The 16,247-nt window shown below is 67.6% G+C and carries 17 protein-coding genes; 13 read left to right on the top strand and 4 right to left on the bottom strand.

Annotated features, from left to right (window positions below):
- Positions 1-116: 116 nt before the first annotated feature.
- The 3 genes from FKV25_RS08465 to FKV25_RS08455 all read left to right on the top strand — a co-directional run bounded on the left by FKV25_RS08465 (position 117) and on the right by FKV25_RS08455 (position 1,936).
- A complete protein-coding gene (locus tag FKV25_RS08465) occupies positions 117-386 on the top strand; it encodes a hypothetical protein (protein WP_141518358.1) in 270 nt (89 codons plus the stop codon).
- Between the two features lie 130 nt (positions 387-516).
- Positions 517-1,101: a hypothetical protein gene (locus FKV25_RS08460; protein ID WP_141518357.1), complete on the top strand. Its 585-nt coding sequence runs from the start codon at positions 517-519 to the stop codon at positions 1,099-1,101.
- A 130-nt stretch (positions 1,102-1,231) separates the two neighbouring features.
- Complete coding sequence (locus FKV25_RS08455) at positions 1,232-1,936, top strand: glycosyltransferase (protein ID WP_141518356.1); 705 nt, start codon at positions 1,232-1,234, stop codon at positions 1,934-1,936.
- Positions 1,937-2,071: 135 nt separating this feature from the next.
- Here the strand turns inward: FKV25_RS08455 and FKV25_RS08450 are convergent, their stop codons facing one another.
- Positions 2,072-2,350, bottom strand: coding sequence for a hypothetical protein (locus FKV25_RS08450; protein WP_141518355.1), 279 nt, complete (start codon positions 2,348-2,350; stop codon positions 2,072-2,074).
- Between the two features lie 211 nt (positions 2,351-2,561).
- On the opposite strand from FKV25_RS08450, the gene FKV25_RS08445 reads away from it, so the two are divergent.
- A complete protein-coding gene (locus FKV25_RS08445) occupies positions 2,562-3,203 on the top strand; it encodes a DUF2242 domain-containing protein (protein ID WP_141518354.1) in 642 nt (213 codons plus the stop codon).
- Between the two features lie 166 nt (positions 3,204-3,369).
- Here the strand turns inward: FKV25_RS08445 and FKV25_RS08440 are convergent, their stop codons facing one another.
- Positions 3,370-4,707 (bottom strand): Fic family protein, encoded by a 1,338-nt coding sequence (locus FKV25_RS08440; protein WP_141518353.1) that lies wholly within the window; start codon positions 4,705-4,707, stop codon positions 3,370-3,372.
- A 214-nt stretch (positions 4,708-4,921) separates the two neighbouring features.
- Between FKV25_RS08440 and FKV25_RS08435 the strand changes: the two genes are divergently transcribed.
- The 5 genes from FKV25_RS08435 to FKV25_RS08415 all read left to right on the top strand — a co-directional run bounded on the left by FKV25_RS08435 (position 4,922) and on the right by FKV25_RS08415 (position 8,706).
- Positions 4,922-5,269, top strand: a complete 348-nt coding sequence (locus FKV25_RS08435) for an excalibur calcium-binding domain-containing protein (RefSeq protein WP_141518352.1) — start codon at positions 4,922-4,924, stop codon at positions 5,267-5,269.
- Between the two features lie 89 nt (positions 5,270-5,358).
- On the top strand, positions 5,359-5,856 hold the full coding sequence (locus tag FKV25_RS08430; RefSeq protein WP_141518351.1) for a M48 family metallopeptidase: 498 nt from the start codon (positions 5,359-5,361) through the stop codon (positions 5,854-5,856).
- Positions 5,857-5,955: 99 nt separating this feature from the next.
- A complete protein-coding gene (locus tag FKV25_RS08425) occupies positions 5,956-6,753 on the top strand; it encodes a class I SAM-dependent methyltransferase (protein WP_141518350.1) in 798 nt (265 codons plus the stop codon).
- Positions 6,754-6,901: 148 nt separating this feature from the next.
- Positions 6,902-7,840, top strand: a complete 939-nt coding sequence (locus FKV25_RS08420) for an HNH endonuclease (protein WP_141518349.1) — start codon at positions 6,902-6,904, stop codon at positions 7,838-7,840.
- Positions 7,841-7,893: 53 nt separating this feature from the next.
- Complete coding sequence (locus FKV25_RS08415; RefSeq protein WP_141518348.1) at positions 7,894-8,706, top strand: restriction endonuclease; 813 nt, start codon at positions 7,894-7,896, stop codon at positions 8,704-8,706.
- 148 nt (positions 8,707-8,854) lie between these two features.
- Here the strand turns inward: FKV25_RS08415 and FKV25_RS08410 are convergent, their stop codons facing one another.
- On the bottom strand, positions 8,855-9,658 hold the full coding sequence (locus FKV25_RS08410; protein ID WP_141518347.1) for a hypothetical protein: 804 nt from the start codon (positions 9,656-9,658) through the stop codon (positions 8,855-8,857).
- A gap of 367 nt (positions 9,659-10,025) precedes the next feature.
- A complete protein-coding gene (gene aceE, locus FKV25_RS08405; RefSeq protein ID WP_141518346.1) occupies positions 10,026-12,731 on the bottom strand; it encodes a pyruvate dehydrogenase (acetyl-transferring), homodimeric type in 2,706 nt (901 codons plus the stop codon).
- A 240-nt stretch (positions 12,732-12,971) separates the two neighbouring features.
- On the opposite strand from aceE, the gene FKV25_RS08400 reads away from it, so the two are divergent.
- From FKV25_RS08400 to FKV25_RS08385, 4 genes are read left to right on the top strand one after another with little or no spacing between them, the layout of a single operon-like run.
- A complete protein-coding gene (locus tag FKV25_RS08400) occupies positions 12,972-14,942 on the top strand; it encodes a SpoIIE family protein phosphatase (protein WP_141518345.1) in 1,971 nt (656 codons plus the stop codon).
- The gene (locus FKV25_RS08395; RefSeq protein ID WP_141518344.1) at positions 14,936-15,370 is read left to right on the top strand and encodes an ATP-binding protein; all 435 of its coding nucleotides are present in this window, start codon (positions 14,936-14,938) and stop codon (positions 15,368-15,370) included. The genes FKV25_RS08400 and FKV25_RS08395 overlap by 7 nt, the downstream gene beginning before the upstream one ends.
- A complete protein-coding gene (locus tag FKV25_RS08390) occupies positions 15,367-15,753 on the top strand; it encodes an STAS domain-containing protein (RefSeq protein WP_141518343.1) in 387 nt (128 codons plus the stop codon). Before FKV25_RS08395 ends, FKV25_RS08390 begins: the two co-directional genes overlap by 4 nt.
- Positions 15,754-15,777: 24 nt before the next feature.
- A complete protein-coding gene (locus FKV25_RS08385) occupies positions 15,778-16,179 on the top strand; it encodes an STAS domain-containing protein (RefSeq protein ID WP_141518342.1) in 402 nt (133 codons plus the stop codon).
- Positions 16,180-16,247 lie beyond the last annotated feature (68 nt).

Below are 16,247 nucleotides of genomic sequence, written 5' to 3'. Positions count from 1 at the left end.
TCGCGGATCACGCCGCAGCGCCCGGTCCCGGATGGCCGTGAATGCCCGCGCCCGGCGTTGCCGTGGTAGAGGGCCGGTGCGTCCGGCTCCCTTTCCCCACCGGACCCGAGGCGCCCATGCACCTGATCTACTCGCGCAGCGCCGCTGCCGCCCGCGCCTTCGCCCACGACGAAGCCCTGATGCCCGGCGACTGGAAGTGGATCCAGGACGCCGACACCGTCCGCCAGTACCCGCGCGCGCACATCTCCAAGCTGCCACGCTGGCAGGAGAACCCGCATCGCGCCTGGATCGACGTCGCGCTGCAGCGCGCGGCCGACGCCCACCGCCTCGGCCCGCTGACCGACCTGGAGACGGGGGGCGAGACGCTGGGCATATCGGGCGCCTGAGCGACGGTCGCCGCGCCTTCGCCCGCCAGCCTCGTCGGGGGCCGGCATTCCGAGGCCCATGCGCGGGCGAGTGTCCGCCGCCCCCGCGCCGGCACGTTGGCTCCGTTCACACCCCTTCGGAGACAACGGAATGAAATCCACCCACCTGGCAGCGCTCGTCGCGCTGCCGCTGCTCGCCGCCTTGGCCGCCCATGCCGCGCCGAGCGGGCAGGCCACGTACGAGCCTGGCCACGGTACGCCGCCGGCCGCGACGCTTCGGCCGCCGTTGCCGGCCAAGCCGGCCCGCCGGATCAGCCTGCCCGCGCATGCACTCGCATTCGGCCCGTCCGCCGCCTTCGCCCCGCACGCGCGCGGCGTCACCTGGCTGGCCGATACCGGGGTCATGAGCCTGACCCTGCGACGACCGCTCGACTACGCCGGCGGCAAGGTACGGGTGACGCTGTTCCACCAGGTCATGAGCGACCAGGCGGGCGACATCCAGTTCGTCGTGACCCCGGTGACCCTCAACCACGGCAACAGCTTCGAGACCTATGGCTCGATCGGCAGCGACATCCTGCCCGCGCCGCAGACCCTGACGATCGTGCTGCAACAGACCGCGGTGATCCCGCCCGGCAATGGCTTCTCCCCTATCGGCGACTGGTGGTACTTCGACATCGTCCGCCAGGGCGGCCACGCCGGGCCGCTGCGGATCATGTCGGTGGCCATCGACTACTGACGCGGCGTTCGGCACGGCAAGCGGCGGCCGCGCGACGCCCCTTGCGGGACGGATGGGGATCGCCGCCGGCCTGAACGGACGCGCGGGGCATTCACCCCCGGCCTGCACAGCGACGTGCAATGCTGCACGCATGCTGTCGATCATCATTCCCGCCCACGACGAAGCCGCGCTGATCGGTGCCACGCTGGATGCGTTGGCCAAGGCCACGCGCGCGCTGTCCTTGCGACACGAGGTGATCGTGGTCGACGACGCCTCCAGTGACGCGACCGCCGAGATCGCCATCGCGCGTGGCGTCCGCGTGCTGCGCGTCGAGCACCGGCAGATCGCCGCCACCCGCAACGCCGGCGCCACCGCCGCGTGCCATGCGCGCCTGCTGTTCCTCGATGCCGACACCTTCGTCGACGCGCCGGTGCTCGCCGCGGCTATGCGGGCGATGGACCGGGGTGCCGTTGGCGGTGGTTGCCGCGTGCGTCTCGCCGGTCCCGCGCGCTGGCACGAACGCGCCCTGGCCGCCGTCGCCGCGTTCGGCTTTCGCTGGACCGGTATCGCGCCGGGCTGCTTCCTGTTCTGCACCCGCGGCGCCTTCGAAGCCGTCGGTGGCTTCGATCCGCGCTGGTACGCCGGCGAGGACGTGGCGATGAGCCGGGCGCTCGCCACGCAGGGGCGTTTCGTGGTCCTGCGCGAGTCGGTCCGCACCTCGGACCGCAAGCTGCGCACCTTCTCGCCCGGCGAGCACCTGCGCCTGCTGGGGAGACTGCTCGTGCGCGGCCGCGGCATCCTGCAGACGCGCGAAGGCCTCGAGCTCTGGTACGACAAGCGGCGGGACGATCGGTAGTTCACGCCTGGATGGCGCGGGAGAAGCGCAGCACCCACGTCTCCTTCAGGGGCCAGCCGCGTTTACCCGCAAAGCGGGCGCGAGGCGCGCCATCGCCCGCGAGGTACCCGAATCCAGGGCGGCCCTGCACGCCGCTTACTTCGCGGGACGCTCCGCGGCCTTGTCCTGGACGTACTTCTCGTCGGCATCGTGATCGACGGAGTCGTCGTATTCACCGGCGACACCCTTGCTGCGCTTGTTGCGCAGGTGGTCGTTGACCTTGGCCCCGCGCGAATCCAGGTCGACGTTCTCCAGCTTGTCCTCGACCCGGCCGTCGTCCGAAGGCTGGCGGAGGCCGGTCTTGTTGCCGCTGGCCTCGCCCGCTTCGCGACCGGCCGGGCCGGTCGATGATTGACGGGATGGGGAATGGTTCATGACAGGGCTCCTGGCAGAATGTGCATCCACACTCGCACAAGCCTCGTGACCACGACGCGATCAGCCAGGTAGCCCCGGAAAGCGCAGCGCACCCGGGGAATCCGCACCCACCCTCGAAACTGGCCCAGAGCCCGGACACCCCATTCGTTCAGCACCGTTGCACCCGCCCCCCGCTAGACTCGCGATTCCGCCCCGGTCCCCTGCCTATCGCATGCAACGCGCACGTTCGCCCTTCCGCGCCCTGGCCGTCCTCGGACTGGCCGCGACGCTGGCCGCCTGCGGCTTCAACCGCAAGTCGGAGCCGCCGCCGCTGGGCGAGACCTTCGGCGCCGATGACACCTATTCGCGCACCTACGCCGTGCCGCCGGCCACCGCCTGCGAGGCCACCCGCCGCGCCCTGCTCGGCCAGGGCTACGTGATCGGCAAGAACGACGGCGACACCCTGCAGGCGACCAAGAGCTTCCAGCCCGAGTCCGACATCCACACCCAGCTCAAGGTGCGCGCGACCTGCCTCGCGCAGCCGGGCGGCGGCGCGATCGTCTTCGTCAACGCCGTCCAGGACCGCTACGTGCTCAACACCTCGGTCAAGTCCGCCAGCGTCGGCGTCAGCATGATCGGCTCGGTGTCGCTGCCGATCGGCACCAGCGGCGGCGACCTCGTCCGCGTCGCCACCAACACCGTCCAGAACCAGGACTTCTACCGCCGCTTCTTCGAGCGCGTGGCCGCCTTCATCCCCAGCACCGAAGGCCTCGGCCCCGCACCGCCGCCGGCCGTGTTCGAGACCCTGCCCGACCCGGAGCCGCCGGCGCCCTTGGCCCCACTCGTCGATCCCGACGCACCCGAGCCACGGTGACACCCCGTAACCCATAACCGTAGCCCGGATAAGCGCAGCGCATTCGGCGAATCGCGCAATCCCGGATGCGCTGCGCTAATCCGGGCTACCCAAGGGGATGCGCCCGGAATCCTCGTAGCCCATGGGTGTACGCGGCCCTGGCCGCGGCAGCGGGCACTCGGCGCTATCAGCGCTCCAGCCGCCTCGCCAAGTCGGAAACAGGCATGAAGACGAAGGCCTTGCCGCGACGGTCCTGGTCCAGCAGGCCCAGCTCGACAAGCCCGAGCAGGTCGGCACGCGCGGTCGGATAGGTCACTCGATGAGCGGCCTGATGCCCCGCGATCTCGTACACGCTGCCCGGATTGCGGATGGCATGCAGCAACAGCGATCGCTGGCGATGGTTGAGCCGCGATCCAAGCGCTGAGCCCGGCCGCAGCAGGGCCTCAGCCTGGTTGCGCTCGCTGGCCTTGCGGGCCAGGTAGCCGCGCAATCCCTCGACCGCCTGGATGATGACCTCCAGCTGATGGGCGACGAAGTAGCTCATGTCGGCACCATCGCTTTCGGAGTACAGGTACGCACGCACGTACTGTTGCGGAGCACGCCGGAGCACACTGGATATCGAGATGTACTCCGACATCCAGTAGCCGGAGCGCAACATCATCCAGTAGAAGAGCGCGCGGGCGGTCCGGCCGTTGCCGTCGCAGAACGGGTGGTCGTAGCCGATCTGGAAGTGGATCGCGATCGCGCGCACGATCGGATGAAGGAACCCGCCCGTGTCACCGTCGTTGGCGAAGTCGCACAGCGCCTGCAAACGAGCCGGTAGCTCCGACGCAGGTGGCGGCACATGCAACGTAATCGTCGGGTCGCCCCGATCCAGCACGATCACGTTGTCCTCCGCCGTCCGCAGCCGCCCAACCTGCCCGGGCTCATCGAGTGCGTCTTCCATCAACACCCGATGCATCTGCAGGATCATCTCGACACTCAGCGGCCGCTCCTGCAACTGGCGCAGCGACTGCATCATCGCGTAGTTGTTGAAGATCATCCGTTCGCTGCGGTCGCGCGGGGGACGGCCGGTGCCGAGCATTTCCTTGGCCACCTGCCGGGTCGTGGAAGCACCTTCAAGCTGCGACGAGGTCATCGCCTCCTCGATCAGCGAACGCACCAGGTAGAACCTGCGCGTGCTGCCATCGTCGACCGGTCCGGAACTGCGTATCGCCCCGGCCGCCTCGCGATCGAGGAAGTGCAACTTTCGCTGCATGTGGCCGGTAATGGCGACAGTGAACGCACGGCCCTCCTTGTCCCGCAGCGGCAAGGACTGCGCCAGGCCGCGGCGCGCCAGCTTGATCGCCGCCCACCAGTCGTGACTGGAAAGCCCTTCGGGCGGGGGCAGATGGCGAAGGTGGTCCCAGTGCTCGTAGACACCATCGACGTCGGGGCCAATCCCCAGCCGCAGCAAATCCTCCAGACTGGGTCCGTCCTTCCCAATCAAATCATGGAGTTGTGGCGCCTGAACGGGGAGCTTCATGGCGAACTGTCAATTTTCTATAAATATTCGTAACTTTTATATCAAATTGATAGTTGCCGCAATGGAAAGCCATCGGTCTCATCCCACAGGCACCCGGGAACTCCGGAATCCCCGCTTCCCCATTCATTCTCCCACCCCTGGCGGCTGCTACCGTCGGCGCATCGTACGAGGGCATGGGGGGTGTCCGATGATGACGATTCAAGGCGCCACGGCGATGAGGGCTTGGGCGGGCATACTGATCATTGCCAGCCAGCTCGCGTGGCCGCACGCGGCCGCCGCGCACAGCGGGGGGCTCAACGCCGAGGGCTGCCACAACGACCGCAAGAACGGGGGCTACCATTGCCACCGCAGTCCGGCGCCCCGTCCACCGCCGCGCGATGATTCGTACATGCTGCAGGCGGACCGGCCAAGCCAGGGGCAAGGGCGCCAGGTCAACGGCGGGCAGACTTCCTACGCCAACTGCAGTGCCGCCCGCGCCGCGGGGGCCGCACCGGTGCGCGTCGGCGAGCCGGGATATGGACGACACCTCGACCGCGACGGCGACGGCGTCGGCTGCGAGTAGCGACGGCACCCGTAGGGCGGCCCACGCATCGCTGGCCCTTCCCCCCGCCGCGGCCCATCATTGGAGGCCTTGCCGCATCTCCCGCGTCCATGCACAGCCTCAAGTACCTCGCCGGCTATCCCCCGCACCTGCAGGACAAGGTGCGCGAGCTGATCGCACGGGACCGGCTGGGCGCCATGCTCGCCGACAAGTACCCCGAGCCTCACGCCGTGCGCAACGACGGCCAGCTGTACGACTACGTGCAGGCGCTCAAGAACCGGCACCTGCGCAAGGCGGTGCCGCTGGGCAAGGTCGTCTACGACGGCAAGCTGCAGGTGCTGAAGCACGCGCTGGGCACCCACACGTCGGTGTCACGCGTCCAAGGTGGGCGGCTCAAGGCGAGCCGCGAGATCCGCATCGCCAGCGTGTTCCGCGATGCCCCCGCCGAGTTCCTGAAGATGATCGTGGTGCACGAACTGGCGCACCTGAAGGAAGCCGATCACAACAAGGCCTTCTACCAGCTGTGCGTGCACATGGCACCGGACTACCACCAGTTGGAGTTCGACCTGCGGCTTTACCTGACGCAGCTGGAGCTTGGTCGGAGCTGAGGCCGGGGCGTCTTCCCCGGGCACCGGACGCAACCGGCATTTGGCCAACGCGTCCGGCTCCATGGCGGGACCGCCCGCTTCCCCGTGTAGCATCGGGCCATGACGACTGCCGCCTCCCGCCCCGCACCCATCGACGAACAGGCGCTGCGTGCGCGCAACCGCCATTTCTATGACGGCCTCTGGGGTGGCGCCCGCCTGTGCGACCCCGCGGGCTTCAACACCTGGCCGCTGGTCCGGTCACTGACCGAGGGCGCGCCACGACGCCTGGAAGTGGCCCCGGGCCTGCGCCCGCGCTTCCCCGTCGAAGGCGGCCATTTCGTCGACATCAGCACGCCCGCGCTCGCCGCCCTGCGCGCCGCCGGCGGACAGGCCCTGCAAGGCAGCGCCGCCGCCCTGCCGTTCCCCGACGCCAGCTTCGACGCTGTCTGCGCGATGGACATCGTCGAACACCTCGTGGACGACGACGCCGTGCTCGCCGAACTCGCCCGCGTCGCCCGACCCGGTGCCCACGTCCTGCTTTCCGCCCCCCTGCACCCCGACAGCTGGACCGTCTTCGACGACTTCGTCGGCCACTGCCGCCGCTACGAGCCCGACACCCTACTGGCCAAACTCGCCGCCAACGGCCTCACGCTGGAGCGCAGCGCCATCTACGGCATGCAACCCAAAGCCTCCTGGCTGCTGAAACTGGGCATGTGGTTCCTCACCCACCACCGCCCCCTCGCCATGCGCTGGTACAACCGCACCCTGCCCCTCCTCGCCCGCGCCCAGAAGCCCCCCAACCTAGTGACCGGGATGGTGCCCACCGCAGGCGTGGACGAGGTGCTGCTGGTGTGCCGGAAGGACGCAACGCCAGGTTCAACGGACAGGCCCGGCCCGCACACCCACCCAACCCCGTAGCCCAGGTAAGCAAAGCGCACCTGGGGCATCGCGCCGTCCCCGGGTGCGCTGCGCTTGCCCGGGCTACACCGCAGACCTGGCTCCCGGGATGTGACTTGCATCACAGGGGTATTGTGCGGCTATCCTGGCGCGAGGGGAGGATCGGGCAATGCCGTTCTCGTGGGTAAACCACAAACAGACTCGAGACCACGAAGTGCGTGGTGGATATCTGTGGTCGCCCATACGAAACGCAAACGGCGCGTTCAACCAGACCTACGAGAACATGCGTCTTGTTCGCCCCGGCGACATCGTTTTCTCGTATGCGAATGGGCAGATCGGTTCGATTGGCCAAGTGGTCGATGCCGCCGCTGCTAGCCCCAAACCCAGTGAGTTCGGCAATGTCGGCGACTATTGGGCGGACGAAGGCTGGCTGGTCAGCGTCTACTTCAGCGATGCGCCAAAGTCGCTACGGCCAAAGGCCCATATCGAGAACATCGCCCCTTTTCTCCCCACTAAGTACTCACCAATCCAGAAGAACGGCGATGGCAATCAAGGCTGCTACCTCGCGGGCATTTCCGATGCGCTGGGCCATATCCTGCTGTCGATGCTGGGCGTAGAAGCACCACCCGACTTCACACCAACGCTCTTTGTCGCCGAACCGAACGCCGACGTGCTGGAAGACTTGCACCTCATCGAGCGCGACGCAAACATTCCCGCTACGCAACGCCTACAACTTACGAAAGCACGCGTCGGTCAAGGCCTCTTCCGAAACCGCGTCATGTCCGTCGACCCACGCTGCCGGGTCACCGGCATCGAAGATCCTCGACTCCTGATCGCGAGCCACATCAAACCATGGCGCGACTCTACCAATGCCGAGCGAATCAATGGCTTCAACGGCCTCATGCTCTCGCCGCACATCGACGCTTTATTTGACGAACGACTGATCTCATTCGAAGACGACGGACGTATGCTCGTGCATCCGTCCCTGAGCAATGACGTGCTGGACCGATGGTCGATCTCCAAGTCCACCAAGGTGGGAGGGTTTCTATCTGAACAGTCGAGCTTTCTAACGCACCACCGGAACGCCTTCCTAGTAAAGCTGACCTGACCCAATTGGCACGCTACCCTTCAGTTCCATCGCCCTACGACCCTGAAAGCTTTATGCCTCGACGCAAACAAGGCGGCCTGGACTACATAGCATCAATGCCTTGGCCATTCGGTTTAGTGTTGGGAGTCGTAGCGTTTCTTGCTATCCGCTACGGCATCGGCTGGTACTTCTCGACCGCTGGCGGTCCTGCACTGAAAGGCACGGGCGAGTTGGCGCTTGGTGGAGCTTTCACACCCCTCGCATGGATCGTGCTCGCCATGTGCTGGGTCGCCGCACTGGCTTCGTATTTGAAGCAGCATCAACGTAAGGTCTTGCTCGACGCTCAGAGCGGTCTCGACAGCCTTCGAAACATCAGTTGGCGCGAGTTCGAGATGCTTGTGGGCGAGGCCTATCGCCGCCAAGGCTATCGCGTTGAGGAACAAGGTTTAGGCGGCGCAGATGGAGGAATCGATCTAATTCTCTTCAAGGACGGGCAAACCATCCTCGTCCAATGCAAACAGTGGCGGGCGCGTCAGATCAGCGTATCGACCGTGCGAGAAATGTGGGGCTTGCTGGCACACCACTCTGCCGACGGGGTAAAGATAGTCTGCGCCAATGCCTTTACACGCGATGCCGCCGCCTTTGCTGAAGGTAAACCCATTGAGCTCGTCAGCGGCCAAGCCCTGGTCTCACTAATTCAATCGGGCCAGGAAGCTCCGCGGTCCGCCAGATCGCGAATTGCGCCAAAGCTGGAAGCAGAGGCGATCCCGCGATGCCCTCGCTGCAGCAAGGCCATGGTGCGAAGGACGAACCGAGCTGACGGTAAGGTCTTCTGGGGATGCTCAGACTATCCGCGATGCAAAGGCACTCGTCCTGCGCATGCTTGAATGAACCTGATCCCGTTCTCTCGGCACTCCTTGCTCGCGCGATGCGTGGACGCCGGAAGTCTCCGGTTCGACGTCGAAAATCCGGGGGCAGAGCCGACGCTGCTTCGCGCGCGGTGAATGCGTCGACCCTGCCCCTGCTTCTTTTTTCTCAGAAGTCCCAGCGCGCCGCCACCGATACCGGGACCGACAACCGGCTGCCGGTGTCGTTGATCGAGCCCAGGCCGAGGCCGCCGATGGCGCTGTCGTCGCCTTCCAGGTCGTCGACGTAGCGCATGCCGGCCTGCGCGACCAGGCTGAAGCGTTCGCCCACGGGGATCAGCACGCCGACGTCCACGCCGCCGCTGACGACCCAGCCCTTGTCGGTAAATGGCACGTCGTTGATGGCGATGCCGGCGTCCGGAATGACGAACGTCGCGCGGATCTGTTCGGTTTCGGTGGCGCCCACGCGACCGGCGATGAACGGACGCGCGCCTCCGGGCTCCATGAAGTAGTACCGATAACCCACCTCCGCGCTCCAGGCCTCGTAGTCGCTGAAGGTGCCGAATACCGGCAACTCGGTGTTCAGTGCCGGCACGAACGCGCCGCCGACCTGCACCGTGCCGGGATCGGCTTCCGTCTCACGCAGGTGGCCGAACACCTCGGCGCGGTCACTCAAGCCATAGCCGAACTCCAGTCCGTACCCAATGGCGTTGTCGTAGATCTGGTCGTGGCCGCGCGCGCCGATGCGCAGTTCAGCATCGACGCCGGCCAGCGCCGGGTTCAGCGGACCCAGGTCCGGGACCACGGCGACGGCGCCGTCGTGCACGTCGCCGTCAACCGGCGTGTCGATACCGCCCAGCAGCGAGAATGACCAGCGGCCCTGCTCGGGGCCGGCGGCGGACGCGGGGGCGGAAAAGGCCAGGGTGAGGCCGGTCATCGAAAAGGCGGCAGCGAGCAGCAGGTTGCGATTCATCGCGGTGACTCCTCTGTGGGTGGACAGGCGCGTTGCGGGGGCAACACTCCGGTCCGTTACGCAGCCAGCGTGGAATCGGATGCAACCCGCCAGCCGCGCCTCCAGGGGCGGGGCGCGTATGACCGAGGCCCGGCCCTTCCGGCATTGCCGGGCCTGCGAGTGGAACGTGAAGGCACTGCCATGCAGCACCTCATTGCCCTCGCCCTTGTCCGAGCATGACCTGGCCGGCCTTGACGACCACTGGCCAGCAGGGCAATCGAAAGGGGCTAGGCCGCCAAGCCTAACCCCTTGTTTTTACAAGCGCCTGAGGTGGGAGCCGAACCCCACGCTTCACAAGGGCGGCGGATTTTGAGCCCGCCACCCCACCTCAAACCCCAATCGGATTCGGCTTGTCCACGTCGATCTTGTATTGCTTGATCGCTCGGGCGACGTCCTTGGCGCTCATCTTGCCGTCGGCGGCGAGGGCCTCGATCGCGGCCAGGGCGATGTAGTGGCGGTCGACTTCGAAGTGGCGGCGGAGGTTGGCGCGGGTGTCGCTGCGGCCGAAGCCGTCGGTGCCCAGGACGGTGTAGCGCATCGGCACGTATTCGCGGATCTGGTCGGCGTAGGTGCGGATGTAGTCGGTGGCGGCGATGGCGGGGCCCTGGCGACCTTCGAGCAGCTCGGTGACGTAGGGCTTGCGCGGCTTCTTGGCTTCGGGGTTGTAGCGGTTGTGGCGGGTGGCGTCGATGCCGTCGCGGCCGAGCTCGTTGAAGCTGGGGCAGGACCAGATGTCGGCGGTGACGCCGAAGTCCTTGTCCAGCAGTTCGGCCGCGGCCATCGCTTCGCGCAGGATGGTGCCACTGCCGAGCAGCTGCACGCGCAGCTCGCCCTTCTTCGGCTTGCCGGCGTCATTGAGCAGGTACATGCCCTTGATGATGCCCTCGGCACTGCCCTCGGGCATCTCCGGGTGGGTGTAGTTCTCGTTCATCAGGGTGACGTAGTAGTACTCGTCGCGCTGCTCGGCGACCATGCGCTGCATGCCGTGCTGCATGATCGTGACGACTTCGTAGCTGAAGGTCGGGTCGTAGCTGCGGCAGTTGGGGATCAGTCCGGCCTGGACCATGCCGTGGCCGTCTTCATGCTGCAGGCCTTCGCCATTGAGCGTGGTGCGGCCGGCGGTGGCGCCGAGCAGGAAGCCGCGCGCGCGCATGTCGGCCGCCTGCCAGGCGGAGTCGCCGATGCGCTGGAAGCCGAACATCGAGTAGTAGATGTAGAACGGCAGCATCTGCAGGTCGTTGGTGCTGTAGCTGGTGGCGCAGGCCATCCAGCTGGCGAACGCGCCCGCCTCGGTGATGCCTTCCTCGAGCACCTGGCCGGCGGCGTCCTCGCGGTAGTACATGAGCTGGTCGCGGTCGACGGGCTTGTACTTCTGTCCCTTCGGCGCGTAGATGCCGAGCTGGCGGAACAGGCCTTCCATGCCGAAAGTGCGCGCCTCGTCGGCAACGATCGGCACGCAACGCGGGCCGACCTGCTTGTCGCGCAGGGTGATGTTGAGCATCTGCACGAAGGCCATCGTCGTGCTGATCTCGCGGTCGCCGGTGGACTTGAGCAGGCGCTCGTAGGTCTCGAGTTTCGGCACTTCAAGCGCGGTGCTGGCCTTGCGCCGGCGCTGCGGGAGGAAGCCGCCGAGGGCCTTGCGGCGCTCGAGCATGTACTGCACTTCCTCGGAGTCCTTGCCCGGGTGGTAGAACGGCACCTGGCCGTCGGCGAGCTGGGCGTCGGTGACCGGCACGTTGAAGCGGTCGCGGAACAGGCGCACGGCCTCGTCGTCCATCTTCTTGGTGCCGTGGGTCGGGTTGAGCGACTCGCCCGAGGCGCCCATGCCGTAGCCCTTGACGGTCTTGGCGAGGATGACGGTGGGCATGCCCTGCATCTTCGTCGCCGCGTCGTAGGCGGCGTAGACCTTGTGCGGGTCGTGGCCGCCACGGTTGAGGCGCCAGACGTCCTCGTCGCTCATGTTGGCGACCAGGCGCGCGGTCTCGGGGTACTTGCCGAAGAAATGCTCGCGCGTGTACGCGCCGCCGAAGGCCTTGCAGTTCTGGTATTCGCCGTCGACGGTTTCCATCATCAGCTGGCGCAGCTTGCCGGTGGTGTCGCGGGCCAGGAGCGGATCCCAGTAGCTGCCCCAGATGGTCTTGATGACGTTCCAGCCGGCGCCGCGGAACTGGCCTTCCAGTTCCTGGATGATCTTGCCGTTGCCGCGCACCGGGCCGTCGAGGCGCTGCAGGTTGCAGTTGATGACGAAGACCAGGTTGTCCAGGCCTTCGCGGCCGGCGACCGAGATCGCGCCCAGGCTCTCGGGCTCGTCGCACTCGCCGTCGCCCATGAAGCACCAGACCTTGCGGTCGGTCTTGGGGATCAGGCCGCGGCCTTCGAGGTACTTCCAGTTGCGCGCCTGGTAGATCGCGGCGATCGGGCCCAGGCCCATCGACACGGTCGGCACCTGCCAGTAGTCGGGCATCAGCCACGGGTGCGGGTAGGAGCTGACGCCGCGGCCGTCGACTTCCATGCGGAAGTGGTCGAGCTGGGACTCGCTCAGGCGGCCTTCGAGGAAGGAGCGCGCGTAGATGCCGGGCGAGCTGTGGCCCTGCACGCAGATCAGGTCGCCGGGGTGGTCGCCCTCGGGACCGCGCCAGAAATGGTTGAAACCGACGTCGTACAGCGTTGCCGCCGAGGCGAAGCTGGCGATGTGGCCGCCGAGGTCGCCGGGCTTGCGGTTGGCGCGCACGACCATCGCCATCGCGTTCCAGCGGATCAGCGAGCGGATGCGCCACTCCATGGTCTGGTCACCCGGGGTCTTGGGCTCCAGGTGCGGCGGGATGGTGTTGATGTATTCGGTGGTGGGCGCGAAGGGCAGGTGCGCACCGGCGCGACGCGTGACCTCGACCATGCCTTCAAGCAGCTGGTGGGCGCGTTCGGCGCCGTCGTTGGCGATGACGGCCTGGACCGACTCGACCCATTCCTGGGTCTCGGTGGGGTCGGGATCGTTGTGCAGCAGGTCTGCGAAGGGGCTTTCGTAGGTCGGGCTCATTGAATTCGCGGCCCCGTGGCCACGCCTCGGTCGTAGGGGTATTGAAGAAAGTCAGACCCCGGATTCTAGCAGGGCCGGTGACAGCGCTAGACGGTGCTTTGGTCGCGTCCACGCCCTGTCCCGGGACATGCGGTGGCGCATGGTTCGTACCGCCACCGACCGCGTCCACGCGGCACTGACATCGCGCATGGCTACACTGGCCCCGTGCCGCCGCGCGCGGCCGCCCGGGGATCCCAATCGATGCACGAAGCCAGGCCAGCCGGCCGCGCGAGCGGCCCGAACCATGTCCGCGGTCGGGACAGCCTGCGCACGCGCATCGCGCTCTGGACCGGCGCGATGACCGTCGCGGTGGTCGCCCTGCTGACCGGGGCGATCGGCGCCTACATGCACAGCGATTTCGCCGAGGAGAGCCGGCTCGACGCGATGGCCAATGCACGCCAGGCGGCCGACCACCTGGAAACGGTGATGCATACCACCACCGTCACCGCCCAGGGCCTGTCGACGCTGGCCGCGGACTCGAGCCTGGCCCCGGACGAGCTGACCCAGACCCTGCGCGCCCTCGTCACGGCCACGCCGGGCTGCATCGGCGGCCTGTTGGCGCTGGAGCCGCTCGATGGCAAGCCCGCGTACGCCGTGTACTCGGCCGCGAACGGCAACAGCCGCGATTTCATCGACACCCGCTACGACTACCGCAACCAGCCCTGGTACCAGCGCAGCCTGGCCGCGACGCAGGGCTGGTGGTCGGAGCCGTACTTGAACGAAACCGCCGGACACGTGTGGACGGTGACCTACAACGCCCCCTTGCGTGGCGCCGATGGCCGCAGCCGCGGCATGGTCAGCCTGGACCTGCCGGTGGACACGCTCACCCGCGAGCTGGAGGCGCTGGCCCACCTGCCCGGCTCGCGCGTGACCCTGGTGGCGCCCGACGGCACGCTGGCGATGGATAGTATCGTCGACGTGACCCGCGAGCAGCGTCCGATCGAGGCGCTGGTCACGGCGCTCGGGCGCAGCGACCTCGCGCCGCTGGTCGAGGCGATCCGGGAGCGGCGCTATCTCGCCTTCGCCCATGTCAACGCCTCCGACGGCGAGTCGCGCTACACGGTGGCCGAGCCGGTGGGCGACAGCGGCTGGATGCTGATGGTCTCGCAGTCGCGGACCCTGATGATGGAACGGGCGCAGCAGGTCCTGGTGCTGATCGCGCTGGCGGGCTTGTTGCTGAGCCTGGTGTGCATGTTCGTCGTCCGGCGCCTCGCCAAGCGCATCGCGACGCCGGTGCAGGGCTTGACCGAGTCCGCGGCGCGGCTTGCCACCGGGGACTACGACAGTCCCGTCGGATATACCCGCCGGCGCGACGAGGTCGGGGTGATGGCGCGGACGCTGGAACATGCGCGCACCTCCATCCAGCAGCAGCTCACGGAGATCGAGGAAATGGGCGCGGCGCGGCAGAAGCTGGAGAGCGAGCTGTCGATCGCGCGCGACATCCAGCTGGCGATGCTGCCACCCGGCCGCGTCATCGACCGCGCCGACCACCACCTGGAGGCCTACGCCCAGCTGGAGCCGGCCAAGGCGGTCGGCGGCGACTTCTACAGTTTCGTCGAGCTCGCCGACGGCGACCTGTGGTTCGCGATCGGCGACGTCTCCGACAAGGGCGTGCCGGCGGCCTTGTTCATGGCCCGCAGCACCACCGTGCTGGAGGTCGCCGCGCGCGCCAGCGGCGATCCGCCCGACGTGCTCACGCGCGCCTCGCGGCGGCTCGTCGAGGGCAACGACACCTGCATGTTCGCGACCGTGTTGTGCGGCCGGATCAACGTACGCACCGGCGACTGCGTGCTGGCCAGCGCCGGCCACGACCCGCCGGTGCTGCTGCACCCGGACGGTCGCGTCGAGACCCTCGATGTCGAGACGGGACCGCCGCTGGGCTTCGAGGTCAGTGCCGATTTCCCGCGCTGGGAGGGCCGGCTGGAACCTGGCATGACGCTGCTTGCGTATACCGACGGGGTGACCGAAGCCTTCGATGCCGGTAACGTCGCCTTTGGCATGGAGGGCATGATCGCCAGCATCGGCGCCGGTCGCGACGCGCGCGACCAGTGCGAGCACCTGATCGCCGACGTCCATGCCTACGCGCACCCCGCCGCGCAGGACGACATCACCGTGCTGGCGATCCGCCTGCGACAGGACGCGCCCCACAAGCAAGAGGAGGCCCCATGCTGATCCGCCTGATCGTCCCCGGTGAACTGGCACGCGTCGAGGACATGAATGCATCGCTCGAGGCGGTGCTCATGCGCCACGGCATCGACCAGGCGCTGCGCGACGACGTGCGTCTGATCGTCGAGGAACTGGCCAGCAACGTGATCAAGTACGGCGGCGATCCGAAGGGCATCCCGCGGCACGAGCTGTCGGTGCACATCGACATCGACGACAAGCGGCTGCAACTGGAGTTCCGCGACACCGGCGCGCCGTTCGATCCCACTGCCGAGCCCGAACCCGACCTGGACGGGGATATCCTCGAACGCGACATCGGCGGCCTGGGCCTGCACCTGATCCGCAGCCTCGCCGAGTCGGTCGAATACCGCCGCGAAGAGCCCTACAACCTGCTTGACCTCAGCCTGCGCCTGAACGCCACGGAGAACGCGTCATGAGCCTCGACATCGCCATCCAACCGCCCGAGAACGGCAGCCAGCGGGTCAGCCTGCGCGGCCGGCTGGACACGCATACGTATACCGAGCTGGACACGGCGCTGGCGCCGGTGCTGGCGCGTGCCGACATCACCACCCTGGTGCTGGACCTGGGCGGCCTGGAGTACATCAGCTCGGCCGGCATCCGCTCGGTGTTCAAGGCGCGCAAGGCCTTGGCGACGCGCGCCGGCAAGGTGCTGATCGCCAACCCCCAACCGCAGATCCGCAAGGTCTTCGACATGGTCAAGGCCGTGCCGATGAACGAGATCTTCGCCTCGGTGGAGGAAGCCGATGCCTACCTCGACGCCATGCAGCGCAAGGTGCTGCAGGGCGACGACGAGGACTGACCGGCCGATCGCGCAGGGACCGCCATGGACATCGACGTCTACCCGGCCGTCAACGGCAACCAGTACCTGAAGGTGTCGGGTCGCCTGGACTCGCACACCTACGAAGCACTGGCCGAGCGCCTGGGCCCCCTGCTGGCCGAGCAACCGCGCGCGCTGGTGCTCGACCTCGCCCACCTGGACTACATCAGCAGCGCCGGCATCCGTTGCATCCTGCAGGCGCGGCAGGCGCTGGCGCCGGGCCATGGCCACGTACTGGTCCTGCACCCGCAGGCGCAGATCCGGAGGGTCCTCGATCTCGCCCGCGCGGTCCCGCTGGACGCCATCTTCAACACGACCGAGGCCCTCGACGCGTACCTGGACCAGGTGCAGCAGCAGGTGCTCGACGGCGAGATCTGGGGCGAGGGCGCGCCTGCGCGCGAGGATTGAGTGCCTTCACGGATGCGGCGCGGGCCCGGGGGCCGCGTCGCGCCGGACACCTTCGCCGGCTGGCCTTC

This window comes from Marilutibacter aestuarii (genome assembly GCF_006546775.1).
Classification (GTDB): Bacteria; Pseudomonadota; Gammaproteobacteria; order Xanthomonadales; family Xanthomonadaceae; genus Marilutibacter; species Marilutibacter aestuarii.
This window is presented reverse-complemented; position numbering and strand designations above follow the sequence as displayed.

Excerpts from the sequence above, each read along its gene's own strand:
- FKV25_RS08465 (WP_141518358.1), top strand. The coding sequence starts at position 117 with ATGCACCTGATCTACTCGCGCAGCGCCGCTGCCGCCCGCGCCTTCGCC.
- FKV25_RS08460 (WP_141518357.1), top strand. The coding sequence starts at position 517 with ATGAAATCCACCCACCTGGCAGCGCTCGTCGCGCTGCCGCTGCTCGCC.
- FKV25_RS08455 (WP_141518356.1), top strand. The coding sequence starts at position 1,232 with ATGCTGTCGATCATCATTCCCGCCCACGACGAAGCCGCGCTGATCGGT.
- FKV25_RS08450 (WP_141518355.1), bottom strand. The coding sequence starts at position 2,350 with ATGAACCATTCCCCATCCCGTCAATCATCGACCGGCCCGGCCGGTCGC.
- FKV25_RS08445 (WP_141518354.1), top strand. The coding sequence starts at position 2,562 with ATGCAACGCGCACGTTCGCCCTTCCGCGCCCTGGCCGTCCTCGGACTG.
- FKV25_RS08440 (WP_141518353.1), bottom strand. The coding sequence starts at position 4,707 with ATGAAGCTCCCCGTTCAGGCGCCACAACTCCATGATTTGATTGGGAAG.
- FKV25_RS08435 (WP_141518352.1), top strand. The coding sequence starts at position 4,922 with ATGAGGGCTTGGGCGGGCATACTGATCATTGCCAGCCAGCTCGCGTGG.
- FKV25_RS08430 (WP_141518351.1), top strand. The coding sequence starts at position 5,359 with ATGCACAGCCTCAAGTACCTCGCCGGCTATCCCCCGCACCTGCAGGAC.
- FKV25_RS08425 (WP_141518350.1), top strand. The coding sequence starts at position 5,956 with ATGACGACTGCCGCCTCCCGCCCCGCACCCATCGACGAACAGGCGCTG.
- FKV25_RS08420 (WP_141518349.1), top strand. The coding sequence starts at position 6,902 with ATGCCGTTCTCGTGGGTAAACCACAAACAGACTCGAGACCACGAAGTG.
- FKV25_RS08415 (WP_141518348.1), top strand. The coding sequence starts at position 7,894 with ATGCCTCGACGCAAACAAGGCGGCCTGGACTACATAGCATCAATGCCT.
- FKV25_RS08410 (WP_141518347.1), bottom strand. The coding sequence starts at position 9,658 with ATGAATCGCAACCTGCTGCTCGCTGCCGCCTTTTCGATGACCGGCCTC.
- aceE (WP_141518346.1), bottom strand. The coding sequence starts at position 12,731 with ATGAGCCCGACCTACGAAAGCCCCTTCGCAGACCTGCTGCACAACGAT.
- FKV25_RS08400 (WP_141518345.1), top strand. The coding sequence starts at position 12,972 with ATGCACGAAGCCAGGCCAGCCGGCCGCGCGAGCGGCCCGAACCATGTC.
- FKV25_RS08395 (WP_141518344.1), top strand. The coding sequence starts at position 14,936 with ATGCTGATCCGCCTGATCGTCCCCGGTGAACTGGCACGCGTCGAGGAC.
- FKV25_RS08390 (WP_141518343.1), top strand. The coding sequence starts at position 15,367 with ATGAGCCTCGACATCGCCATCCAACCGCCCGAGAACGGCAGCCAGCGG.
- FKV25_RS08385 (WP_141518342.1), top strand. The coding sequence starts at position 15,778 with ATGGACATCGACGTCTACCCGGCCGTCAACGGCAACCAGTACCTGAAG.